This window comes from Aquirufa regiilacus (assembly GCF_032470275.1).
Classification (GTDB): domain Bacteria; phylum Bacteroidota; class Bacteroidia; order Cytophagales; family Spirosomataceae; genus Aquirufa; species Aquirufa regiilacus.
In genome coordinates this window covers 1,026,625-1,051,016 of the sequence record NZ_JAVNWW010000001.1, presented here as the reverse complement: position 1 = coordinate 1,051,016, position 24,392 = coordinate 1,026,625, and the positions used below count along the sequence as shown (strand labels likewise).

23 protein-coding genes and 1 tRNA gene are annotated in these 24,392 nt (G+C 41.7%); 9 read left to right on the top strand and 15 right to left on the bottom strand.

Going from position 1 to position 24,392, the window contains the following annotated elements:
- Positions 1 to 53: 53 nt before the first annotated feature.
- The 5 genes from gcvH to PQG45_RS04625 are packed head-to-tail and all read left to right on the top strand — an operon-like array spanning position 54 to position 3,530.
- Positions 54 to 434 carry a glycine cleavage system protein GcvH gene (gene gcvH / locus PQG45_RS04645; RefSeq protein WP_315575361.1) on the top strand — a complete coding sequence of 127 codons (381 nt, stop codon included), beginning with the start codon at positions 54 to 56 and terminating at the stop codon, positions 432 to 434.
- Between the two features lie 45 nt (positions 435 to 479).
- Positions 480 to 1,769 carry a dihydroorotase gene (locus tag PQG45_RS04640; RefSeq protein ID WP_316070356.1) on the top strand — a complete coding sequence of 430 codons (1,290 nt, stop codon included), beginning with the start codon at positions 480 to 482 and terminating at the stop codon, positions 1,767 to 1,769.
- A 1-nt stretch (position 1,770) separates the two neighbouring features.
- On the top strand, positions 1,771 to 2,289 hold the full coding sequence (locus PQG45_RS04635; RefSeq protein WP_316070355.1) for a hypothetical protein: 519 nt from the start codon (positions 1,771 to 1,773) through the stop codon (positions 2,287 to 2,289).
- 3 nt (positions 2,290 to 2,292) lie between these two features.
- Positions 2,293 to 2,832, top strand: coding sequence for a DUF4199 domain-containing protein (locus tag PQG45_RS04630; protein ID WP_316070354.1), 540 nt, complete (start codon positions 2,293 to 2,295; stop codon positions 2,830 to 2,832).
- 2 nt (positions 2,833 to 2,834) lie between these two features.
- Positions 2,835 to 3,530 carry an ABC transporter permease gene (locus PQG45_RS04625; protein ID WP_315575368.1) on the top strand — a complete coding sequence of 232 codons (696 nt, stop codon included), beginning with the start codon at positions 2,835 to 2,837 and terminating at the stop codon, positions 3,528 to 3,530.
- Here the strand turns inward: PQG45_RS04625 and PQG45_RS04620 are convergent.
- The 5 genes from PQG45_RS04620 to PQG45_RS04600 are packed head-to-tail and all read right to left on the bottom strand — an operon-like array spanning position 3,527 to position 8,614.
- Positions 3,527 to 4,129, bottom strand: a complete 603-nt coding sequence (locus PQG45_RS04620; protein ID WP_316070353.1) for an ABC transporter ATP-binding protein — start codon at positions 4,127 to 4,129, stop codon at positions 3,527 to 3,529. The genes PQG45_RS04625 and PQG45_RS04620 overlap by 4 nt on opposite strands.
- Positions 4,130 to 4,136: 7 nt before the next feature.
- Complete coding sequence (lpxA, locus tag PQG45_RS04615) at positions 4,137 to 4,907, bottom strand: acyl-ACP--UDP-N-acetylglucosamine O-acyltransferase (RefSeq protein WP_316070352.1); 771 nt, start codon at positions 4,905 to 4,907, stop codon at positions 4,137 to 4,139.
- Positions 4,908 to 4,917: 10 nt separating this feature from the next.
- Positions 4,918 to 6,312: a bifunctional UDP-3-O-[3-hydroxymyristoyl] N-acetylglucosamine deacetylase/3-hydroxyacyl-ACP dehydratase gene (locus tag PQG45_RS04610; protein WP_315575373.1), complete on the bottom strand. Its 1,395-nt coding sequence runs from the start codon at positions 6,310 to 6,312 to the stop codon at positions 4,918 to 4,920.
- A gap of 14 nt (positions 6,313 to 6,326) precedes the next feature.
- Complete coding sequence (gene lpxD / locus PQG45_RS04605) at positions 6,327 to 7,340, bottom strand: UDP-3-O-(3-hydroxymyristoyl)glucosamine N-acyltransferase (RefSeq protein ID WP_315575374.1); 1,014 nt, start codon at positions 7,338 to 7,340, stop codon at positions 6,327 to 6,329.
- 26 nt (positions 7,341 to 7,366) lie between these two features.
- Complete coding sequence (locus tag PQG45_RS04600; protein ID WP_316070351.1) at positions 7,367 to 8,614, bottom strand: HD domain-containing protein; 1,248 nt, start codon at positions 8,612 to 8,614, stop codon at positions 7,367 to 7,369.
- 110 nt (positions 8,615 to 8,724) lie between these two features.
- Between PQG45_RS04600 and PQG45_RS04595 the strand changes: the two genes are divergently transcribed.
- Positions 8,725 to 8,798 (top strand) — tRNA-Ile (locus PQG45_RS04595).
- Between the two features lie 225 nt (positions 8,799 to 9,023).
- Here PQG45_RS04595 and PQG45_RS04590 read toward each other — a convergent pair.
- From PQG45_RS04590 to PQG45_RS04580, 3 genes are all read right to left on the bottom strand, one after another.
- Positions 9,024 to 9,326 (bottom strand): helix-turn-helix domain-containing protein, encoded by a 303-nt coding sequence (locus PQG45_RS04590; protein WP_315575377.1) that lies wholly within the window; start codon positions 9,324 to 9,326, stop codon positions 9,024 to 9,026.
- On the bottom strand, positions 9,310 to 9,648 hold the full coding sequence (locus PQG45_RS04585; protein ID WP_315575379.1) for a type II toxin-antitoxin system RelE/ParE family toxin: 339 nt from the start codon (positions 9,646 to 9,648) through the stop codon (positions 9,310 to 9,312). The genes PQG45_RS04590 and PQG45_RS04585 overlap by 17 nt, the downstream gene beginning before the upstream one ends.
- 378 nt (positions 9,649 to 10,026) lie before the next feature.
- Complete coding sequence (locus tag PQG45_RS04580) at positions 10,027 to 11,277, bottom strand: NRAMP family divalent metal transporter (RefSeq protein WP_315575380.1); 1,251 nt, start codon at positions 11,275 to 11,277, stop codon at positions 10,027 to 10,029.
- A 62-nt stretch (positions 11,278 to 11,339) separates the two neighbouring features.
- Between PQG45_RS04580 and serC the strand changes: the two genes are divergently transcribed.
- From serC to PQG45_RS04565, 3 genes are read left to right on the top strand one after another with little or no spacing between them, the layout of a single operon-like run.
- Positions 11,340 to 12,410, top strand: coding sequence for a 3-phosphoserine/phosphohydroxythreonine transaminase (serC, locus tag PQG45_RS04575; RefSeq protein WP_316070350.1), 1,071 nt, complete (start codon positions 11,340 to 11,342; stop codon positions 12,408 to 12,410).
- Complete coding sequence (locus PQG45_RS04570; protein WP_315575382.1) at positions 12,407 to 13,648, top strand: flavin-dependent oxidoreductase; 1,242 nt, start codon at positions 12,407 to 12,409, stop codon at positions 13,646 to 13,648. Before serC ends, PQG45_RS04570 begins: the two co-directional genes overlap by 4 nt.
- On the top strand, positions 13,648 to 14,028 hold the full coding sequence (locus PQG45_RS04565) for a DUF3237 domain-containing protein (RefSeq protein WP_315575383.1): 381 nt from the start codon (positions 13,648 to 13,650) through the stop codon (positions 14,026 to 14,028). The genes PQG45_RS04570 and PQG45_RS04565 overlap by 1 nt, the downstream gene beginning before the upstream one ends.
- A 196-nt stretch (positions 14,029 to 14,224) precedes the next feature.
- Here the strand turns inward: PQG45_RS04565 and PQG45_RS04560 are convergent, their stop codons facing one another.
- From PQG45_RS04560 to PQG45_RS04530, 7 genes are read right to left on the bottom strand one after another with little or no spacing between them, the layout of a single operon-like run.
- Positions 14,225 to 15,475 carry a hypothetical protein gene (locus PQG45_RS04560; protein ID WP_315575384.1) on the bottom strand — a complete coding sequence of 417 codons (1,251 nt, stop codon included), beginning with the start codon at positions 15,473 to 15,475 and terminating at the stop codon, positions 14,225 to 14,227.
- Between the two features lie 41 nt (positions 15,476 to 15,516).
- Complete coding sequence (locus PQG45_RS04555) at positions 15,517 to 17,274, bottom strand: tail fiber domain-containing protein (protein WP_315575385.1); 1,758 nt, start codon at positions 17,272 to 17,274, stop codon at positions 15,517 to 15,519.
- 8 nt (positions 17,275 to 17,282) lie between these two features.
- Positions 17,283 to 19,496 carry a fibrinogen-like YCDxxxxGGGW domain-containing protein gene (locus PQG45_RS04550; RefSeq protein ID WP_316070349.1) on the bottom strand — a complete coding sequence of 738 codons (2,214 nt, stop codon included), beginning with the start codon at positions 19,494 to 19,496 and terminating at the stop codon, positions 17,283 to 17,285.
- Entirely contained in the window at positions 19,496 to 20,083 is a 588-nt protein-coding gene (locus PQG45_RS04545; RefSeq protein WP_316070348.1) for a hypothetical protein, read from the bottom strand. Before PQG45_RS04545 ends, PQG45_RS04550 begins: the two co-directional genes overlap by 1 nt.
- A complete protein-coding gene (locus PQG45_RS04540; protein WP_315575388.1) occupies positions 20,080 to 21,609 on the bottom strand; it encodes a tail fiber domain-containing protein in 1,530 nt (509 codons plus the stop codon). Before PQG45_RS04540 ends, PQG45_RS04545 begins: the two co-directional genes overlap by 4 nt.
- Position 21,610: 1 nt before the next feature.
- Positions 21,611 to 23,005, bottom strand: coding sequence for a fibrinogen-like YCDxxxxGGGW domain-containing protein (locus PQG45_RS04535; RefSeq protein ID WP_315575390.1), 1,395 nt, complete (start codon positions 23,003 to 23,005; stop codon positions 21,611 to 21,613).
- Positions 22,995 to 24,389: a LamG-like jellyroll fold domain-containing protein gene (locus tag PQG45_RS04530; protein ID WP_316070347.1), complete on the bottom strand. Its 1,395-nt coding sequence runs from the start codon at positions 24,387 to 24,389 to the stop codon at positions 22,995 to 22,997. The genes PQG45_RS04535 and PQG45_RS04530 overlap by 11 nt, the downstream gene beginning before the upstream one ends.
- Positions 24,390 to 24,392 lie beyond the last annotated feature (3 nt).

The window sequence follows — 24,392 nt, the reverse complement described above, 5'->3', positions numbered from 1 at the left end:
TTTGCAATCAAGCCCGATTTTCGTGACCTTTGCAAGCAAAAAAATACGAACATATGAATTTCCCAGCAGATTTAAAGTACACGAAAGAACACGAATGGATTAAGGTTGAGGGTGATGTGGCAATTGTAGGTATTACTGACTTTGCACAAAGCGAACTAGGTGATATTATCTTTGTAGAGGTGGAAACGATCGGGAAGAGCATTGCACAAGATGCGGTATTTGGAACGGTTGAAGCTGTGAAAACGGTTTCTGATTTATTCTTACCGGTTGCAGGAGAAGTTATCGAGTTTAATACGAATTTAAATAACAGCCCAGAATTAGTTAACTCGGATCCATTTGGAGAGGGTTGGGTTGTGAAAATGAAACCAAGTGATTTAGGCGACATTGATCAATTGATGGATGTAGCTACCTATCAAGCATTTGTTGGACATTGATTTTAAAACCCTGATTTCAGGGTTTTTTTTTAGCTTATATAAAACATGCGGATTTTACTTAAATCAGTTTTAGTATCAGACTCTCGTTCTAGCTTTCATGGAAAGACGGTCGATTTATTGGCCGAAAATGGTCAATGGATTCAAATAGCCGCTTCCATTCAAGATAAGGCAGATGTTGTGATCGCCGGAAATCAGTTACAATGGTCTCCTAGTCTTGTTGACCTACGCGTCCACAATACCTTACCCGGTGGTGAACATCGGGAGGATTGGGAAAGTTTAAGTCGGGCAGCGCTGAAGGGTGGCGTATTGGATATGCTTTTATTGCCAACAGGCTCTCCGGTGCCTCAACAAGCAGATTCGATTCGCTTTATTCGTCAGAAGTCGGGCCAAATTACGTTTCATCCCATGGCTCCCTTGAGCTTGGATAACAAAGGAGAGAATTTTACGGATTTGTTTGATTTACACCGTGCCGGTGCAGTTTGGTTCGGTCATGGTGCGGGTTCTTTGCAGGCAGTTGATTTGATGGCCAAAAGTCTTCAATATCTACAAACCTTGCCTGTAACGATTGTTTGTCGGCCAGATACGGAAGCATTATCGCTTTACGGTCAAATTCACGAAGGTTTACAAAGTACCTTATTAGGTTTGAAAGGAATTCCGGTCTTAAGTGAAAGTATGAGTATCCAACGAGATTTGGATTTGTTGCGTTATGTGCGTGCGAATGCTTTTGGCTTGGCAAATGCTGATTTTAGACTCCATTTTGCTTGTATTTCTACAGCTGCAGGAGTGGAACTCATTCAGGCTGCTAAAGCGGAAGGTTTGCCAGTGACTGCTGATGTTGCTGTACACCAGTTGATTTTTACGGAAGATGCGATCGCAGATTTCGATACAAATAAAAAAGTATTTCCTCCATTTAGGGCGCATGCTGATTTAGAAGCCTTGTGGAAGGGCTTGGAAACTGGTGTCATTGATGCCGTTGTTTCGGATCACCATCCCGTGGAATTTGAATCAAAAGCCTTGGAATTTGATCATGCGGATTTCGGAACCATCGGGCTAGAAACTTTATTGGTGGCCTTTGTTGATGCAGCCGAAAAGCGCAAATTGAAAAACAGCTTGGATTTTATCACACACAAGCCGGCCTCGTTAGCAGGGATTTCATTGCCTGTTGTCGAAGTAGGAAGTCAAGTTCAAGGGATTGTATTTGAGTCGGGAGTTAATCACGTTTACCAACTAACAGATATCGTAGGTAAATCGAAGAATTCATGTTTCATTGGCGAGACATTTACTACGCAAATTACCTACGTGATTAAGGGAGATCAAATTTTGTATCAAGGATAAGATGAGAGAATTAGTAGGAAAATTTCCCCGAGTGATAGTGGTTAGCCTTATTTGTGTCGTTTTGATGGGGGTATATGGTTATGTGCTTACAATCAATGACATTATTCCCTTAGCAGGTAAGAAGGCGCCTTCGTTTGTGATTGTTTTGTTGGCTCAAGTGTATTTAGCCAAAAATTGGGTTGGATCAAACCGAGGGGCATCTGTACATTTTCTTAAATTGTTTTTGTATCAATACATATTTGTTTTGATTACGGCGCTGGTTGGCGCTTTCTCATTGTATTATTTTTATGAATCTGCTACCGGTTTAGAAGTTTTGCAGGATTATATCCGGTTAAGCGTACATGAACTGGGGCAATATAAGGATGTGATCATCAAGCAGGAGGGAAAAGAATATTACTTTCAATTGATGCAAGGCATTCAAGGAATCAATGCTTTTAGTATTGCACGTGATGAATTTAGCCAAAAACTCTTTCTGGCATTCTTGCCAAATTTGTTAATTTCACTTTATTATAAACAATAAGTTATGGAAACGACGACTACTTCGAAAAGTTTACTATTAATTAAGTGGGGTATCATTGGAGGCTTATTGAGCTTCCTTGTATCTGTTGTTACCCAGTATTCGGGTTTGGCCGAGGACTTTTCGGAAACACTTGGGTGGGTTTCCTTCTTGGTTACTTTTGTTATCAATGTAACAGTTTTGTTTTTAGCCTTAAAAGAAGTTCGCGAGCAACAAGGTGGCTTTTTATCTTATGGGGAAGGCTTAGGAAGCTCTACACTATTAGGTGGTTTGTGGGGTATCGTAGCCGGTGGTTTTAATTACATCTACATCAATTTCATTGATGATGCTGTTATCCAAAAGCAAATGGATTTGGCTCGCCAACGATTGGAAGACCAAGGTTTATCTGAAAGTCAGATCCAGGATGCCGAGAAAATCACGAATATGATGTTAGGGCCTGGTGTTCAGTTTATTACAATCGTGTTTGTTACGGTATTATTTATGTTCGTTTTGGGTCTTATTGTTTCAGGTATCATGAAACGTGAAAAACCAATGTTCGACGAGTAAGTATGCTAGCCATTATCCGGAAAGAGTTGAGTCAGTTTTTTAGTTCCTTTTTAGGTTTAGGAATTATGACGGCTTTTTATGTCTTGATGGGTATTTATTTATGGTGGTTGGACGGCAATATATTAGATTATGGCTTTGCTGAAATGCAGGTATTCTTTGATTTAAGTCCGTGGTTCTTCCTGTTTTTTATTCCGGCTATTTCCATGCGATCTTTCGCCGAGGAATTTGAAATGCGCACTTTTGATTTGTTACGTACTTTACCCATTTCGTTGAATTCGATTGTACTGGGGAAGTTGTTTGCTACGCTGATACTGGTTATCATCATCTTGATACCAACAGCTGTTTTTGTTTATTCCATCGGACAATTGGGCAGTCCCTCAGGTAATTTTGATGCATCGCTAATCATTGGTTCTTATGTGGGATTAGTGTTGCTTTGTAGCGTATTTATTTGTCTATCGACCTTAGCCTCAGTGCTTGTATCCAAACAATCGTTAGCCTTTGTCATTGGACTAGTTTTTAATTTTATTTGTTGGCAAGGCATGCAAGAAATTCCTGCCTTGGAAACATGGTCGGTTTATGCACATTACCAACAAATGAGTAAGGGGGTTATTGATGGCAGTAGCGTCCTGTATTTTCTCGGATTGGGATTGCTTCTGAGCGGCTTGATTCGCTTACGCTTAGATCTTAAATTCGCTTAAACCTTGTAGTCGGCAATCGCCAGGCTATCCGTACACAAATCTATTTCGGCTTTTTCGTTGGATGCGATCAGGATCAACTTATGTCGTTGGCTTTCCAAAGCTTTGTAAAACCAGTTTTTAGCTGCTTCATCCAGATTGGAGGTAGGTTCATCCAAACATAGTATTGGACGATCAGCTGCTAAAGCCACGCCTAACTTTACTTTTTGGCGCATGCCAGAAGAGAAGTTCTTGATGTATTTAGTTTCAGATGGACGTAAGTTGATGAAGCTCGTAAAGGCATTGAAATCCCAGCGGGCGTCTAGAAAATCTATTTCAATGAGGAAGCTTAATAATTCAGGCAGTGTGAATTCTTCGATTAATTCGGAATAAGGGGCTGCAAAACTGATTTGCTTGTTGACGTTTTCACTGACACCTTCGAACTCGACAGTTCCTTTGTTTGGCAGGCTGTATTGTGCTAAGGTTTTTAAGAGGGTTGATTTCCCTGCACCGTTTTGACCGACGATGGCATAGGATTTTCCTGACTCAAACGTGTAGTTTAATGCTTTGAAGACCCATTCCTGGCGGAATTTTTTATGAATACCTGTGGCAATGATCTTCATGGTGGAATTATCCTTTCATAATTCCGCGTTCCGAGTTGCGGATAAAATCAACGATTTCATCGCGGTGGGCGGATTTAGGAATATTGGCTTCGATTTGATTCAAGGCTTGTTGGTTATTTAGGCCTTTTAAATACACATAACGGTAGATATCTTGAATTTCAGCCACCTGTGCATCATTGAATTCGCGACGGCGTAAGCCCACGGAATTGATACCTGCATAGCTTAGAGGTTCCCGACCCGCCTTTGTGAAAGGAGGGACATCCTTGCGCACTAATGAACCACCCGAAATCATGACATGTCGGCCAATGGATGCAAATTGATGTATCGCTGATGATCCGCCGATGATGGCAAAGTCTCCGACTGTTACGTGTCCTGCCATTTGAACGGCATTTGCTAGGATGCAGTTGTCGCCAACGATGCAATCGTGCGCAACGTGCACATACGCCATGATTAAGCAATTTTTACCAATGACCGTTTTTTGTTTGTCGGACGTACCGCGATTGATTGTTACACATTCGCGTATGGTTGTATTGTCACCAATTTCTGCTGTGGTAATTTCGCCACCAAATTTTAAATCTTGAGGAACGGCAGAAACTACAGCACCAGGAAAGATGCGTACATTTTTACCGATTCTTGCACCGGGATAAATGGTCACATTTGATCCAATCCAAGTTCCTTCACCGATTTCTACATCATCATGAATGACACTAAAAGGATCAATCTGGACATTTTCTCCGATTTTAGCATTGGGGTTAATAACAGAAAGTGGTTGACTCATGATCAAATACCTAAGATTTTCTAACTAAACTAGCCGTCATTTCAGCTTCACAGACAACTTGTCCTGCTACATATGCCTTGCCGATCATTTTGGCAATTCCCCGACGAATAGGTGCGGTTAATTCACATTTAAAAACAACTGTATCACCTGGGATGACACTTTTACGGAAGCGGCAATTTTCGATGCCGACTAAGTAAGGCCAATAGTTTTCAGGATCTGGTACAGAACTTAAAACCAAAATACCCCCTGTTTGAGCCATGGCTTCTACTTGCATAACGCCAGGCATGACAGGATTGTTTGGAAAATGGCCCATGAAATAATTTTCGTTCATGGTGACATTTTTAACACCTACAACGCTATTGTCATCTAAGTAAATGATTTTATCAATCATTTGAAATGGATAGCGGTGTGGCAATAATTCGTAAATACGCTCATGTGAGAAGATAGGAGGCTGTTTGGGGTCGTAAACCGGAACATTATTTTTCTCCGCTTCTAACATTAATTTTTTGATCTTTTTAGCTAACTCTACGTTGGACGCATGTCCTGGTCGAGATGCTAAAATTTGTGCTTTGATCGGTCTACCTACTAAGGCCAAATCGCCCATCACATCCAATAATTTATGTCGAGCCATTTCATTGGAATAATGTAGGCTTGTATTGTTCATAATGCCAGCTTCTTTCGAAATGGACACTTTGGGTTTACCTAATACTTCGGATATATTGGCTAATTCAGCTTCTGTATAATCTCTGTCGGCAATTACAATGGCATTATTTAAGTCACCGCCTTTGATTAAGCCAGCTTTATGTAATGCTTCTAATTCATGCACAAAACAGAAAGTTCTACACATCGAGAAGTCCTTTTCAAATTGAGAGACATGCGATAAGTTGGCATGTTGGCTTGAAAGAAATTTAGAATTATAATCCACCATTACCGCGATGCGGTAATCGTTTAGTGGCAATGCTGCTAGTTCAATCCCTTTTTCCAAATCTTTAAATCGAACTTCTTCAGGTAATTCAAAGAATTTACGGTGCGCTTCTTGTTCGACAGGTTCTGCATCTTTTAAGGCTTCCACAAATTTGATCGAAGAGCCATCCATGATGGGTGGTTCTGGTCCGTCTAATTGGATTAAGATATTGTCAATTTCTAGGCCAACTAAAGCCGCCAAAACGTGTTCAACCGTATTAATTCGTGCTCCGTTGTGTTCAATTGTGGTTCCGCGAGATGTATCGACAACGTAATCCACATCTGCATCAGCAATTGGTTGGCCTGGTAAATCAATTCGTTGGAATTTGATACCATGGTTCGCCGCTGCTGGTAAAAACGTCATATTGGCTACAACGCCTGTGTGCAAACCGACTCCGGATAGCGTGACAGACTTTGAAATTGTATGTTGCTTATTATTCATAAGAGGGGATACGCTTATTTAATTTTATTAATCTTTTCGAATAGCTCCGGTAATTGTCGAATTAACGCGCTACGTTTTAAATTATCTACATTATTGGTTGCAGGAAATCCACCCATCGTTTGACCAGGTGTTTTAATCGATTTGGTTACACCCGATTGCCCCGTGATGATTGTTTTTGGTGCGATGCTTATGTGTCCAGCGATGCCTACTTGGCCTCCGATTAAACAATTTTCTCCAATCTTTGTAGAACCTGAAATGCCCGTTTGTGCAGCAATGGCGGTATTTGCGCCAATCTCCACATTGTGGGCTATTTGTACTAAATTATCTAATTTAACTCCTTTACGAATGAGGGTAGATCCCATGGTTGCCCGATCGATCGTGGCATTCGCACCGATGCTCACATCATCTTCTATAACGACATTTCCAAGCTGAGGAATAGCTTTGTAGGTTCCATCTGCTTGTGGTGCATGTCCAAATCCATCTGCGCCAATGACTGCATTCGCATGAATGATGACATTGTTTCCAATAACCGTATCGTTATAAATAACCACACCCGGATAAATAATGCAATTGTCGCCAATTTGCACATTTTTCCCAATGCTAACATGGTTATAAATACTCGTGTAATTTCCGATGCTTGAATTTGCATCAATGAAGGCTAAATGACCTACAAATAGGTCTTTACCTACATTTATTCCACCTGCTACATGCGCTGTTACCTGTATACCCGTCTCTCTTTTGGCTGTCATCTCTTGGTACTTTTGTAACAAGATAGTAAAAGCCACATAGGGTTCTTTTACGCGAATCAGTGTCGATTTTACGGGTGATTTTAGGTCCAAATCAGCTGCTACAATCACGGCAGTTGCTTCGGTATCGTATAAATAAGATTCGTATTTGGGATTGGAAAGGAAAGAAATACTTCCTGATTTGCCTTCTTCTATTTTATCAAAACCCGTGATGTGTTGGGTCCCGTCGCCTTCTACTGCTCCTTGAATCATGGTCGCTATTTGGTCAACGGTAAACTTCATATAGGGTATGTGGAATTTAGAATGTATTAGGCGTTCAATTCACCTTGCAAATATACGCTCTTTGGGCAACAAAAATAGTATTTTTTCACAATCTTACTCAGAGCTTGTATCGTTGGAAGGTCAGATGCTTCGGTTAACTCGACCACATGACCTAGTTTATCGACGATTTTGATTGTGTTATCACCTTGAACATAAGCGGAATTACTGGTAGAGCCTTCAATGACAAAGTAAGATAATTCTTCGTCGGTAATCTGAAGCCTAGATTTGATTTCTTCTGAAATTTCCGTGCGCTTTGATTTGGGAAGGGGTTGGCTTCCTAATTTACAGGTAAACAATTTTCTGCTCAAAAAGTGCGAACACAATAACGATAAGATCTTGTCATCCGAATCTTTCCAGGTTTTGATAGCAGCCCAAACGTCATGATCATCTAGGTCGGTAAAGGCAACGAGCAGTTTGGGGTCGGCGGTGAATTCTTCCCAGGTATATTCTTTGCTTAAGAAAAGCATCAGCGCTTTGGAGCAGCTTAGTGGTTTTCCTTGATTAATAAGTTCTTTGGCACGTCTAAGAATCTGAATCAACATAGTTTCTGCCGCAATGGCTGTTTTATGTAAATACACTTGCCAATACATCAGTCGACGAGCCATCAAGAAATTCTCTATCGAGTAAATTCCTTTTTCCTCCATGACCAAATTCTCGTCTTGGAGGTCCAACATACTTAATAGGCGTTCTGAACCAATAAAGCCTTCGCGTACACCGGTGTAAAACGAATCGCGGGAGAGGTAATCCAAACGGTCAACGTCCAGTTGGCTTGAGATTAATTGGTGAAAAAACTTTCTCGGATAGGAATCATCAAACATCGTTATAGCTAAACTCAAGCGGCCCTCGAAATGCTGATTCAGTTTCTCCATGATGAGGTTTGAGATCTCTTCGTGGTGCACATGATTCAACAGGGTATATTCCAATACATGGGAAAAGGGGCCATGTCCGATGTCGTGTAATAAGATGGCAATTTCAGCTGCCTCCATTTCGGCATCCGAGATTGAATAGCCTTTTGCTTTTAAGTTATTTAACGCTTCGTCCATCAAATGCATGGCACCTAATGCGTGGTGAAAGCGCGTGTGATGTGCGCCTGGGTAGACAAATTCAGCTAAGCCCAATTGTTTGATCCGCTTCAAACGTTGTACAAACGGATGGTCGATCAGTTTGAGAATGAAAGGGTTATTGATTTTGATAAATCCGTAAATCGGATCATTGATGATTTTGGTAGGAAACATGGGCAACGAGCTAGCGTTTTTTCAGGCCTTAAATTTAGAAAATATTCACTCCAAATTAGTTCGAAAGCAATAATTAATTAATTTTGCATCACATTAGTTCAATCTAATGGGGACTTGTAGCTCAGTTGGTTAGAGCATCTGACTCATAATCAGGGGGTCCATGGTTCGAGCCCATGCTGGTCCACGAAGACACTCATCTGAAAAGGTGGGTGTTTTTTTTGGACGTTAGACGGTAGACGGTGGATTCTTTGGCAAACCTTTCAGGATTGCCAAAGTTTGAGGCGCCTTTTGCGCCGATTCCTCCGACGAAAGCCATGGGTCATTAATAACCCTAGGCTTCAGCCTAGGGAAGGCACGTGCCGAGTATGAAGCTAAGACGTTATTTATCGCGTCAATACAATAGCATGGATTAAAGTTTAATCGATAATTCAACTTTTCCACCTAAGCCTAATTCAACAATATTTTGCAAGGTAGATAAGCGAACCTCCTTGACATCATTTTCTAGTTTAGAAATGTAAGATTTAGTTGTCCCAGCTCTTTTTGCTAATTCATCTTGCGTAAGACCTGCTTTTTTCCTCGCATCCCGCAATAAAATCCCCATTTTGAAATTTTCATATCCTTGGTTTAGTTTATCTCTTTGGGATGTACCTGTAGTTCCGTAATGTTTGGTTACAAATTGATCTAAAGTCGTCGTGTTAGTTTTCGCTTTCATACGCTCGCATTATTTTTATTGCTTTATCAATCTCCTTTTGAGGAGTTTTTTGTGATTTTTTTTGAAATCCATTCATAAGTATGATTAAATAGCCCTCATCAAAAAAACAGAAAATTCGAAAGATATCTGTTCCATACTTTATTCGAATTTCATATAGTCCCTTTGTCCCCTTAATGTGTTTTATATAATTGGCGGCAATTTGTTCATGTGATTCAATTAACTTGAGCGTCCACATGATTTTATCTTGAACCTTACTTTTTTGTGCAAGAAAAAAATCTTCAAAGTAGTTCTTATAAATTATTACTTGTCTGATTTTAAACATGTCAAAGTTAAGGCTTTAAAGTTTCACTTAAGTGAAACTTTGGATTTATATTTTTTATATTTGATTTTTGACAAATTAGCTAGTAGTGTTTGATATTTAGCATAAAAAACTGATAATCAATTTGATTTTCGGTTATGGAATTTAAATGCGAATGCGGCTATGTCGCATAGGATCAATCGCAGCACGTTGTGCGGCTCAAACTTTGACAATCCTAAAAGGTTTGCCAAAGAAAATCGTGCCACTATAAAATGGTATTTAAATGCTAATGCGGCTATGTAGCATAGGATCAATCGCCGCACGTTGGGCGGCTCAAACTTTGGCAATCCTAAAAGGTTTGCCAAAGAGTACCCAGTCTAATGTCTAAAGTCCAACGTCTATTTAATAATAAAGCACCCCCAGCGCCACAGCGGCCACAGTCATAATTACCAGCGCAATTCCCCCCATCATATTCAAATAGCGGGTATTCGTATATTCACCCATGATTTCTTGGTTGTTTGAAATATGCAGGATGATTCCGATTAATACGGGTGCGGTTACACCATAAAGGATTGCTGTATAAATTAATGCTTGAATAGGAGAGATTCCGATGTAATTCATGGATAAACCAAGCAATAAGGAAATCATGATGATGACATAAAAGCCTTTGGCCTCATGGAATTTCTTGTCGAGGCCTTGTTCCCAACCGAAGGTTTCGGTATAAATATAGGAAAGCGCACCGCTAAGAACGGGGATTGCAATTAAACCCGTACCGATTACACCAACAGCAAATAATATATAGGCTAAATCCCCTGCCAATGGTTTCAATGCCATCGCAGCTTGTTCCACCGTATCGATTTGATGAATTCCTGCACTATATAAAACCGTTCCTGTAGTTAATATGATGAAATACATCACAAATCCCGAGAAGCCCATCCCGAAATCAACATCCTGTTCCATCGCATGAATCAAGCGTTTGTTCACCATTAAATGCTTTTTCTTATGTTGCATTTCTTCGACCTCGACAGATGCTTGCCAAAAGAATAAATAAGGGGAAATGGTTGTGCCTAATATCCCAACCAATATCGCCAAATACTCTTTGGTGAATTCGATTTTAGGAATGAATGTAGCACTTAATATTTGTACCAAATCTTGCTTATATAGAAATGGGACAATGAAATAAACGAGCATGACGATACACAGATATTTTAATGTCTGTGCAATTTTTTGATAGGGTAAATAGATAATTAAATCCATTAAAATGATCGTAAACATAACGCTAAAATAACTCGACTCAATTTTTGGGAAAAGTAAATTGCCAACCGCGCCCATCCCAGCAATATCTGCCCCAATGTTCATGATAATCGCCGGTGTGCTAAACAACAACATGACATACAAGATAGGTTTTGAATAGTGCTTTTTCAAGGTGCCCGTAAGTCCTTGGGAGGTGACAATTCCAATTCGAGCGCACATTTGTTGGATCGCCGCCATCAAGGGTATCGTAATGATGGTCGTCCAAAGGGTCATCAAACCAAATTGTGCTCCTGCTTGTGAATAGGTAGCAATTCCTGATGGATCGTCGTCGCTTGCGCCTGTCACTAATCCTGGTCCGACTGATTTCCAGAAACGTTTGATTTTTGAAGTAAGGCTCATGCTTTTTTACTGATTTTGGTCAATTCCTACGCAGTTTAGTGATATTTTCCTATTTTCGTGTTATGCGTAAACATAATTTTAGTCCGGGTCCCGCGACGCTACCCCAAGAGGTATTCCAACAAGCTGCCGATGCATTAGTCGATTTTAATCATTCGGGTTTAAGTATCGCTGAAATAAGCCATCGTGCTCCCGAATTTGTTCAAGTCATCGAAGAGGCGACTTCGCTCGTACGTGAATTATATCAACTACCTGATTATTTTGAAGTACTCTGGTTGCCCGGCGGTGCAAGTACGCAATTAGCCGTGGCTCCCATGAATTTACTTGGTTTGAATGATTCGATGGCAATTGTGGATACGGGTTTTTGGGCCCTTCGATCCATTGATGCCGCACGCGAATTAGCCCAAGTGCATGTCTTGGAATCTGCTTCAGCGACCCACTATGATCGAATTCCCAAAGCATGGAACTTGCCGGCGGATGCCAAATACCTGCATGTGGTTTCCAACGAAACGATCGAAGGGATTCAATACCATGAATACCCACAAGTGGATATTCCGTTAGTCGCGGACATGACATCAGATTTCTTGAGCAAACCACTGGATGTAGATCGGTTTGGAATCATCTTCGCTTCAGCGCAAAAGAACTTTGGTATTGCTGGAATTACCTGTGTATTGGTCAATACCAAGGTTTTGCCTGTTAATAGCGATCGCAAGGTTCCTACAATTTGGGACTATCAAACACATATTCAAAATCAATCGTTATATTATACCGTGCCTACTTATCCTGTTTATGTGGCGCTGTTAATGTTGCGTTGGATAAAAGCGCAAGGTGGTTTACGCGAAATGCAAAACCAAAGCGTTGCCAAGTCTTCTTTATTATACGATGAAATTGACCGTAATCCGCTGTTTGAAGGGATTGCAGTGAAAGAGGATCGCTCTGTCTTGAATGCATGTTTTCGAGCAATTTCGCCCGAAGTGGAAAGCCAATTTTTGGAATATTGTTCTCAAAATGATGTCGTGGGAATCAAAGGTTTTCCTACCGTAGGTGGATTTCGTGCCTCGATGTATAATGGAATGGCGATGGAAAGCGTCCAACACCTCGTACAATTAATGAAAAATTTTAAGCCGAGTCTATGAAAATTATTATTGCAGGAGGAGGAATAGGTGGTTTGGTGACTGCAATGCGGCTACATCAGGATGGCCACGATGTAAAAGTATTCGAATCGGTTAAAGAAGTGACGCCGCTGGGTGTTGGCATTAATTTGTTGCCGCATAGCGTACGCGTGCTGACAAATATAGGGCTGCAGGATAAGATTGCGAAAATTGCTGTTCCTACGGAGGAGTTGGTTTATGCCAACCGACAAGGCCAATTTTTCTGGTCGGAGCCCCGAGGAAAACACGCCGGTTACCGCTGGCCTCAATTCTCCATTCACCGCGGGCATTTTCAGGTATTATTGTGGGAAGAAGCCATGCGTGTATTAGGAACGGATAAATTGATTCCCAATGCCCATTTGCAAGTTTTTCAAGAATTGGGTGACCAGGTCAAAGCAAGCTTTATCCATAAAGAAACGGGTGAAATGATCGCCGAGGAGTTTGGCGATATACTGATCGGTGCGGATGGAATACATTCCAATGTGCGTAAAAAACTGTATCCTGAGGAGGGTGGTGTGGTATTTTCTGGCAATGTATTATACCGTGGAACCGCGCGTTTGAAGCCTTATTTAACGGGTGCATCCATGGCGATGATTGGTTCGATGCAACAAAAGATGGTGATTTATCCGATTTCAACGGAATTAGATGCGGAGGGGAACCAACTCATCAACTGGGTTGCGAATTTGCGTCAAGCTTCAGGAAAGGAGATAACGGTGCGCGATTGGAACCGAACGGTGGGTAAGGAGGAATTATTGGATTTATATAAATCTTGGAAATTCGATTGGATTGATGTCCCAGAAATGATTGAAAAGACGAGCGGAGGAATCTTTGAATTCCCGATGTCGGACCGCAATCCCTTGCCTCGTTGGTCATTCGGTCGGGTGACTTTGTTGGGTGATGCCGCTCATCCGATGTACCCAATTGGTTCAAATGGGGCTTCACAAGCCATTTTGGATGCGGATGCGTTGGCTTTAGCCTTGCAAAATCATGCTGATGCGATCGAGGCATTGAAGGCTTACGATGCTGAACGTGTCCCTGCAACGGCTCAAGTAGTCTTGCAGAATCGCCAAAAAGGACCTGACTTTATCATGGATTTGATGGAGGAACGTTTTCCAAAGGGTTTTCAGGCAGGTGAAGTCCCCTATACTGAATTAGCGGAGGTGATGGCGCATTACAAGAAAGTTGCTGGATTTGATGTAGAAACCTTAAATGCGAAAGCCTGATGGAATTGAAATTGTTTATTGAAACTGAAATTGTTTTGGGCGAAGTACAAGATTTAGGCAACCGAAGAATTGTGCGCGTGATGGGAGGGAAGTTCTGGTCGGCCGAGCTGAATGGTACCATCCTCGAAGGAGGTGGTGACTGGCAAAATATCCGACCTGATGGCGTTGTGGACATCGATACGCGTTATACCTTGAAAACCGACGATGGCGCTTTGATTTATTTAACGAATCAGGGCTTACGCGATGGTGTCTACATGCGGACATTCTCGCGCTTTGAATCAAATGATGCACGTTATGCGTGGGTAAATAAGCGATTATTCGTTTCGGATGGTGCGAAGGTGGATGGGGTGGTGAAGCATACGTTTTATGAAATGAAATAATTATATGTTTTGTTTCATAGCCCCAGACTTTAGTCTGGGGTTCCCTAGGCTAAAGCCTAGGGTTATTAGCTTTGAAACAAATGGCTTTGGAATGTAGAGACGCATTACTTCACGTCTATTTCTTCAAGGTTATAAATTCTTCCATCGTCCCATATCGAATTTCTAACTCTTCACTCTTCACTCTTCACTCTTCACTCTAAATTAGTTTCTCAATCGAAATGAAATTATTTACATAACCAGGACCTACCATTAAGGTGATACGATAAAAACGAAGGTTTGTAGAGTCTCGTAGGTAGTAAACGGCAAGATCTCCATCAGTGGCAAATCCCCATGAGGCTCCCAAATAAGCAAATGTTGAATTAATCGTTTGCGTTACATCGGCAAAGTGAGTAAAAGCATTGCTACTGTAAGTAGTATATGCAGATACCTCTCCGGAAAAACTATTTCCCGTTGTTCTTACTTGTAAACTTCTTGAACCGCCAGTCGAAAATTGAATTTGAATATCATCTAAAGTGACTGCCACACCTGCATTGACAAATGCGCTTGCTTTTAACGCAACACTACCAGATGCATCTGTATGAGTGATTTTTCCTCGAACTTGCGCGTTTCCATTGACATCTAAACTTTGGTTTGGGGACGTGGTTCCTATACCTAAACGATTGTTTGAATCATCAAAATATAAATTGCTGTTGTCCTGTGTTAGTGTCGAACCATTACTAAATACGAGCGAACCATTACTAAAAGAACTACTCCCGGTTCCACCTTTAGCGATGGGCATTGTACCTGCACTCCAAGCGCCTAATTCCACTAATGTAATATGATTTCCATCGCTTTCTCCAAAATTGAAACTTCCGCCACCGATAGCAGCAATACGTACGGTGTAGGTATATGTACCTGCTGTGGGAGTATCGATGAAGTTTAAGCAAAATGGTACATTTTCATTGTTTAATGAACTTTCCGCTTGAACTTTTTTGCCCAAGGCTACTCCATCACGATAAATTTGAAGTTGAACCCAAGCGCCAGATGTAGATGGATTAGCATCTCCTGTTGCGATGATTTGAATAGGTCGACCGGAGGTAGTAATACTTTGGCTTACGACAATATCTCCGACAGCACTTTTGGTAACTGAACTTGCATTCGATTGTGCATAATTAGGGTTATAGCCACTAAAGGCATTGAGAGAGCTTTGGCTTACCAAGCCATTCCATTTACTTCCATCCCAAAAATAATAGCCGGGTAAGACATTATTGGGCGTCGTTCCGGCCGTACTTGTATTATAGATAACAAGGCCTGTTGCTGGATTTACAATAGTACTAACATCCAACGTACCCGTTAAACTAATTCGAGGTGGGAGAAAACCCTTATTGGTTGCTGAAACGTCTAACTTGGCAGAGGCGTCTGGACTCGTTGTGCCGATACCCGTTTGGGCCAGCAAATTATAGCTCATTAAAATTAACAGAATAAGAATTTTCTTGCACATTAGTTTCCTTATTTTTCTTTACTTTGAATCAATTCCTCTAATTTACGAATTCTAAGTTCGAGGGCATCTTTTTCTTTTTCCAACAGCTGGATTTTAACATCTTGTTCTTGAATGGCTTTAACGAGAATGGGGGTTAATTTTGAGTAATCCACAGATTGTGGTTTAATTCTTCCCTTTTCGTCGACTGCATCCTTTTCTCCCGAAACCATGTATGGAATTACTTCTTGTAATTCGTGCGCTTTTACCCCAAACATGCGGGTATTATTTACTTTCCACGCATAATCATAGGTCTTAATTTGATTGACCAAAGCAAGACCATTGTAGTTTCTGAAATCTGTTTTGAGGCGATAATCGGAGGATGTATTATAGGCAACTTGAGTGCCACCATTGGTGCCTTGTATATTTCCTATATTTGTCCCTTGTTTTTGAAACATCATAAACTCATGGTAATTATTGGCCCAATTGGATCCCGTGTTTCCATTTAATATAACCATTCCATTATTATCGGCAGTTGTGCTCTCAATATAAAGTGAAACATCATCCGCGGATTGAAGGTGCATTTTTCTAACAGGAGAGGAAGTCCCGATACCCAAACGAGCATCGGAGCTAATTGTTAAAACGGGTGTGCTTGTATTGTTAAAATTCCAGTTATTATGAATTTTAAATTTATCTCCATCCGCATTGTCGATCCCCAAAGAATACCCCCTTACACCTGAAATGTCAAAAGATAAATAGGGATTTCCACCCCCATCACCACTCGTTCGAATGCCCATGATGGAGTGAGCTGTGTTAGAGGCGTTATTTGAGTTGAATAAATAGATACTTGGCACCGTATTCGTTGCTGGGTCGCCTGCTCCCAAACTATTTCCATTTTGAATATGCAATGCGGTAGATGGGCTAGTTGTACCCAAACCTACTTTGCCCGTGTTATCAACACTTATTCCTTCGTTTCCGCCATCTCCTGATAAGTACTTTCCATTCAATTGAATATTTGACGTGGCTGTATGGTTTCCCAAATTATCGGCTGTTGTCGATGTGGTGATGGATGGATTTAATTTGGTGATGATTACAGTAGCACCATAATAGAGCTGTCGATATACATCTAAATTGAAAAATCGAAACATTCTTGTACTTGATGAACAGTCAACAATATCTGCAGCAAATGTTCCACCGCCCCAGTCGGTATTTCCGCCGTTTCCGAGTGTGGAATATCCCGCATCATTCAATAAGGCATTCCATGTACCCGACATGTTTTCTTGTAGTTGGATAATGTTATAGGTGCTACTCGATTGATAGGGAAGGGCCCATTCTATTTTATATATCCCATTTGCTAAAGCAAAGCTTGTATTAGCATTAATCGTTAAATCCCCCGCGGCTATATTATTGAATCTTGAATTCCATGAGCTTACGGCGGAATTGAGTGCTGTATTTGACGTGGATCTAAAAATTGCTTGATTTTGTACATTACCCACGGTAGTCGATAAGCTTACCCATTTTCCACCGGTGCCATCCCAATAATAATAACCCGGTAGCACATTGAATGGACTTGCCCCAGCCGTAGCTGTGTTAAATACCATCAAACCATTCGCCGGACTCGTGATAGGACTCGCGGAATTCGTTGCAGATAATGCCACGCGTGGTGGAAGAAATCCTTTGTTGGTCGCAGAAACCTCCAACTTCGCTGAGGCGTCTGGTGTCGATGTGCCGATACCCGTTTGGGCAATAACACGTAACGAAATCAAGAATAATAAAATAAACTTTTTCATGTTTTTTGTTATCTAACCCAATACCAAATAATTCCGGGAGAAGCGCCGGTTCCTCCTATTGTTCCAATCCAAGGTGCTGGGGCATAATACTGGTTGTTAGCAACCAGCGTTCCCCACCAATTTCCTGACCCACTGGAAAGCCCCAAAAATCCCGTATTGGCACCTACATAGCCGTGCCATGGCATGCGTTGAGAAATCCCATCATTAGCGGAATTATACGTCCAGCCACCATAATTAGCATTTAAAGTAATATTTGTATTTGCATTACTCGTACTAATAAAGCTATAGGCCGCATTAGCCGTCCAAATTCCCCCATAACTGTTTCGAGCATATGCATCGATCATGTATTGAAAACCGCTCGAACTTTTCTTGATGTAATCAGCCCACTTGATTATGGAATAATTCGCTGTGGAATTCGTAACTATATCCGTATTCTTCGTAAAAGGATTTGTTGCATTCAGGTCAATGGCATTAGCCAAAGACCATCCTCCATAAGAAGAATTTTTTAAAATCAAGGTCCAACCGCCTCCGTCGGTCGTCATGTCTGCATAAATTTTAATCGGAACGCCACCATTGATGCTTGCATGCTTAATCCAATAAAAACCATCAACAGAATTCGGATAATCTTGTTTAATTTGGTATGCACTCGTTGATGCCGTTTCCGGGCTAAGTCCCGAGTTATCTGGATAAAAACGTTGTTTGGTGGAATTGAAATTATTCGTGATTTCTTGTTCAGTCAATTCGCGATTGTAGATTTTAAAACTGGCTACATTTAAATTCATGAGCCAAGCAGCGTCATTCCGCCATCCCGATATTCTTCCAGCTCCCGAATTGAAATTAGCATTTGCCGCTGTGAATCCTGATAAGACTTGCGTCAATGAAGTTTGGTTAATCGAATTTACATATATTTTATTGTTGCTCGTAGTCCCAGAATTCATAACGAAAACTAGATGTTTCCATGCCCCTTCGATTCCTAAATTAGTAACCCTAGTATCTGATAAGCCGTAAATATCCCCACCAGAAGTATTGAATCCTATATGGGCACTCTTGGTCCATACATCATATTTGTTAAACCCGAAATACATGGCCCCAGTTGGTGTATTCAATGAATTTGTTTTCACCCACATCTCCACGGTGATCACATTTGTGCTTCCTATATTCGCATTGAAATTCGCATAACTAGAAGTCCCATTAAAACCAATAGATCCTCCATTTGCTGCATTGTAGGTTGTGGAGGTTAATGTGACATGTGAACCATTGCCTGATAGATCATTCCAAGTCGTACCTGAACCTGAATAACTCAAAGGATTGCCAGCATCCAGGTGCAAAAACAAACTTGAATTGGATAGGCAAGTAATGGTAACGCTTCCATCTCCTGTGGTATTTGGTGTGCCAAATGTATTAAATCCCGTGCTTGATTTCGAAGAACCGCCTCCACCTCCGCCGTTTGCAGAACCACCTCCGGCGCCACCACCACCCCCGTAAAAACCACCACCACCTCCGCCGGCACCTTGCCATATGGTCCCTGTACCTCCAACACCGCCCGTTAAGTTTCCTCCATCCCCTCCATTATTCCCCGGATTATTATCATATGCGATTCCTCCTACACCGACTGTAGTTGTCGTAGCCCCATATCCAAATTGGTAGCGTCCACTCATCGGATAGCCAAGTCCTCCAGCACCATTGCCTGCATTTCCAACATTAGCATTTAAGGCAGAACCACCCGTGTAGCCTGTTGTTCCTCCTGTTCCGGCTCCGCCACCTCCTCCGCCCGCGACGATATAGGCATTGGTGTTGGATGGGTTTGAAGATGAAAATACGCCCGACAAACCTCCTCCAGCGGCGCCATTGCCAGCTGTATTGTCAGCCACACCTCCATTGCCAGCAAAGCCATATTTAGCTGTAGCTGATTGACCCGGAAAACCACCTACGACCACATAAAGAATTTGGCCAGGTGTCACGTTCAAAGTTGTTGTGATATTGGCGCCCGCACCGCCAACCATCCCACCCAAGCCCGTGCCTCCTTTGGCACCTATGGCATTGATTTGGATGCTTGTGACCCGATTAGGAACGATGAATTGTTGGATCGCTCCGGTATAGGTAAACGTATTAATATTGCTAATGACGGGTCTTTTTAGCGCCGCACTGACGCCGAGGTTTTGAGCGCATAACTGCCAACTGAACAGCAGCAATAGTAACAATATGTTCTTTTCTACCTTCATTAAAAGATTGTATCACCAAAGACATAACCCGTTGTCGTACTATTCATCACCAAACCGATTACACTATTGGTCGTGCGGGAAGTTAATCCGTTGGCGGAATTGAGTGTTGTTCCTGATGCCAATAAACTAATGACACCCGCACCCGTTTGAATAAATTGGCAGTTAAAGCCAATGGTTAGGGTAGGGACCGTGACGGTCACGGTACTCGCCGAGTTGATGATGAATAATTTATTGTTATCAGCAGTTGTTAAGGTGAAACTTGCCGACTTTGAATTATCGATAACTAATCCTCCAGCGATTTGTACCCATGCGGAACCGTTCCAATAATAATAGCCTGGGACCACGTTATTGGGAATGCTGCCAGCGGTTTGGGTATTATAGACCAACAAGCCTGCCGCAGCGGAGGATGTTCCCGTGATCGGAGTGAATACATTCGCCGCGGTTAAAGCCACACGTGGGGGTAAGAATCCACGGTCCGTCGCGGATACATCCAACTTCGCGGATGCATTCGGTGATGAGGTTCCAATCCCCGTTTGGGCATATAACCCTGAAGAAACCAATAAGAAAAATAGAATTAATCGTTTCATTTCAATTTAGACTCTAAAAGGCGTAATCGCTTCTCTAAGTTAGCCTGTTTAACTTGTGTTTTTTTATTCAATTTTTCGTTTTCAAGCTTCAGTTGATCCACTTGTTTACTTAATTCTTGAATAGCTGCTACACTCAAAGCGGTAATTTGATCAAAATCGATGGCGCGAAAATCACTTACTTTCTTGCCATAGATGAAGAGATTAATTGTTGGTTCATTCCATCCTTTGACAATGAAATTTTGCGAATCATCTACAGACTCAATTGTTTTAATCACCTCTTTTTTTCCTTCGACAAAAAATTTCACTTCATCACCTTTGGCAAAACCATGCGGTTTTTCGGTGGTAATTTTCAACTTTTCATTTTCAACGGATGTTGATTTTGCCAAAGCAAAAACGGAAGGAATAAAATCTGTCGATTGATTGACAAATTGTGGATTAACCTTTTCTACTTCTTGCGCAATAAAACCCGTTTTTTGCTTCGTCCCATTGGCTAGTTGGTCAACGTAGGCATAATTCACAACCTTGAGTCTATTTAGGTCTGATAATTGCTTACCAGAATGAAGCATAGCAATCCCCTTCTTGATTCGAACATCGGATATGGCATTGAATTCAGGAGCACGAATACGCTGATCGGCTTGAATGGAATACGCAACATAGGTATTAGCTGTATAAGCCCCTTGCGCTTGATTTTGGTTTAAATAGCCATAAACATTGACATACTGGTTCACGGAAGAAGTTACATGCAATGGAACAAGCGGAGAGGTCGTACCAATTCCTACTTTTCCAGCATGATACACATCTCCATCTGAACGAAAATAGTGATATAACGTGGGGCTATATTCGGCACATCCACCATACAAACATGAATTCCCATAGATTGTAAATCGTTCATCCGTATCGTCGTTCAAATGGAGTTGTAATTCGTTTGAATTCCCTATTTTAAATTTTCTTAAACGATATGGATCTGAATCGTCACCTCCATCTGTTCCTCTAAATTTGATTTCATTGACACTCATCGCACTTCGCACATCCAAACGATCAATAGGAGTGGTGGTACCTATACCAATACTGTTATTCAAAATCGTATAACCAGATCCACTCGGACTTAGCGTGACATTTTGATTGCTTCCTCCAGCGGTAAAGGTTAACGCACCTGTTCCTGTAATCGAACCTGTTGTGGTTCCGGTTCCTCCATTCGCAACAGCCACCGTTCCCGTTACATTGGCTGCATTATCCGAAGCGCCTATTAATTTCACCCAGGAAGATCCATTGTAAAAATAAAAACCCGGTGTAACGTTATTGGGCGATGTGCCTGCTGTGGCGGTATTGTAAACCAACAATCCATTCGCCGGACTAGTAATGGGACTTGTTGCGTTCGTTGCGCTTAATGCCACGCGCGGAGGTAAGAAACCTTTGTCGGTGGCATATACCTCCAACTTCGCGGATGCATTAGGTGTCGTGGTACCAATACCCGTTTGGGAAAGCGCAGCAAAAGAAATCAACAAGAAGAAGACTATTTTATTCATGTTATCTAATCCAAATTTGATGATGGGTACTATAGGCCGAGTTATTGGGATAGTCATCTACCTCCCAGCGGCTTCCACTTCCTCGAATACCCCAATGATATGTGCCGTTCAAATAGATAGGAAAGTTTGTCATTGCATCATTCAATTGATTACTGAAGTAATGACCCGTGCTTCCTGGTAAATAAGCCGAATGACTCGATAAGGGTGTATAAATACTTGCAATGCCAATCATGCTTCCATTACCCGTTTTGAAATAGGTGAGGGTTCCGCTATGAGATGTTTTAAAATGTATTATTCGTCCATGCGCTGAGGTTGCTCCATAAAAGCGAAATTCTGAAAATGTGAATTTATTCAGGTAAGCAGGGGTTGTATGTCCCCATGCGGTAGCAGATGTGGATTCATCGGTACCTAATACCGTGGAACCTAATAAGGGTAAAGTACTTGTTTTATATACCAAAGCGGGGTTTGTATTGGCTGCATGTAAATAATTCAATACCAAAGTCCACCCGCCACCATCCGTGTCCATATCACAATAACAAGAAGTTGCTGCTGTTGCTCCTGCTCCATCCGGGTCAATGACATAAACACCCGAAGTCGCATTCGGGAAGTTTGTTTTAATTTCGTTGCAGGATTTCATCACATCATCACGTAATAAGATACCTAAACGCATGGAAGGATGACCATATACGGCCATGGGAGTAACACGCACGTAACGCCCAAACATCACATTGGGGAAATTTGCATATACTTTGGTGTGTTGATCCGAATTCAATGTAAGGCCTTCTGACGCTGTCGCCCAATTTACATTATCCGTACTTACTTGCACTTTGGCCGATGTGACCCATTGCGCGTAATCCGCCCGACCTTGTGAAATAATGCCTTGTATCCAACGCGGACTTTTGAGGTCATATTGTAGGTAATCCGTGTAATTTAGTGCACTTCCTGCCGACCAGCTCGTACCCGAATCAATCCAGGGTATATATAAATTTGTCCCAAATGTAACGTTTCCCCAACTGCTGGATGCCGACCAATTTGTAGCGAAGCTAAATGATTCATAAGGTGGGTTGCCGTTTCGATTGGTCGCAGGAACCCATTTACTCGTAGTACCTGCTAAAGCCAATTTTCCGGTACCTGAGAAAATGATTTTATTGGAATATACTTGATTGATGTTGGCCGGAATCGTGACCGTTTGACCATCTAAAATGGTAGCCGTTCCCGTTAAATCGCTGGGACTAGTCCAAGTGGCTGTGTTTGTAAAGGTGTTAGAACTCGCGCTATTGGTGGTGCTTTGTGGGAAAAGGGCAGGGGTATAGGCCAACAAGCTCAGAAAAAACATCGCCTTTCTAAAGCCTGCAAATGTATGTAAAACCAGGATGTTCGATAGCTTAAAGTCCATGTCTCGCCTTGTCCTTATTGAATTTTGCCGTTATTTCAGCCTGTGTTAATTCTCGATCATACACTTTAAATTTAGTCACGTACATAGGTTGTATATAATTTGTATTTATTCCCCATGATCCAATTCTACCCACTCCATTTGTAAATGAAGCGTTCGCAATATTTGGAGTCCCCAATATTTGTGAAAGTGATTGATTTACCCCGTTCAAATAAATTTTATTGTTTGTCACAGATCCCTCTTTCATGACGAAAACATAATGTTTCCATGTATTTAAACAGCCACTCGTTTGAGTGGCCGTTAGCCCATAGACATCACCGGCAGCTGTGTTAAAGCCAATAGCATTATTATATGTATAGATGTCGTAATTGTAAAATCCAAAAAACATTCCACCTGAAAATGCGGTGGGATAGACCCACATCTCTACCGTGATGGTTGTGGCGCCGTTTAATGGAAAGGTAAAATCCGTATAGCCAGTCGTTGTTCCATTAAAATACAAGGACCCTCCTGCAGCAACATTGTAGGAAACTCCAGCTCGGTTTGTTGACGTCGTAGCCAAACCCGCTAAATCTGGATACGTGGCAATATTTTTAGATCCGTCCACCATGAATAGTAAATCGTAATTGGGTTCTTCCGAGAGGTAAAGGTTACTGACATCTCCTGCCGACAAGGCACTTGCATAAAATTTTACATCACCTAGTAAGAAACTTCCATAAGCGCCAGAACCCATGTTGGTCCCATCAGCTGCACCAATGCCAAAATATTGCCCTGATGTTAATGATCCCATGGCGGGCCCATCTCGGGTGTAGGTCGCAGAGCCCACCAAGGTATTGTCAACATAGGCATTCAGCTTGGTTCCCGTATAGACTAAAACCACGTGATGCCAAGTGTTTAAAGTGATAGTTCCTGATGTGATGATACTCGGTTTGGGCCAAACGGAAAACTTCAAGACTCCTCCAACCATCTCAATGTCAGTCGTATGATACCCTCCATTAATACTAGTCGAATTTAAATCTGTAACTACATTTCCATTCGCTAAGGTTGGGTTGAACCAAAGACTTAAGGTAAATACCCCCGAACGGGTTGATGAGGTAACCGGTGGATAAAAGGTTCTTAAATCACCTATTAATAAATAGTTCGCGCTTGCCGCTTTAAAATGTACATAACCAGGGTCAGCATGGAACGTAGGGGACCCACCCAATGTTGCGGGTATATTTTTAGCTGTTGTACTCGCCACGCTGGTTCCTGTTCCCGCATAGGATGTCGGATTTTGAAAATCATAGTCGACAATCAAGTTATTCTTCGCCACCGAATTTGGATATACAGGGGCAAAGAATTGCGCCTGTAACGATAAGGAAACCAAGAAGAAGAATACAAACGACCGCATATA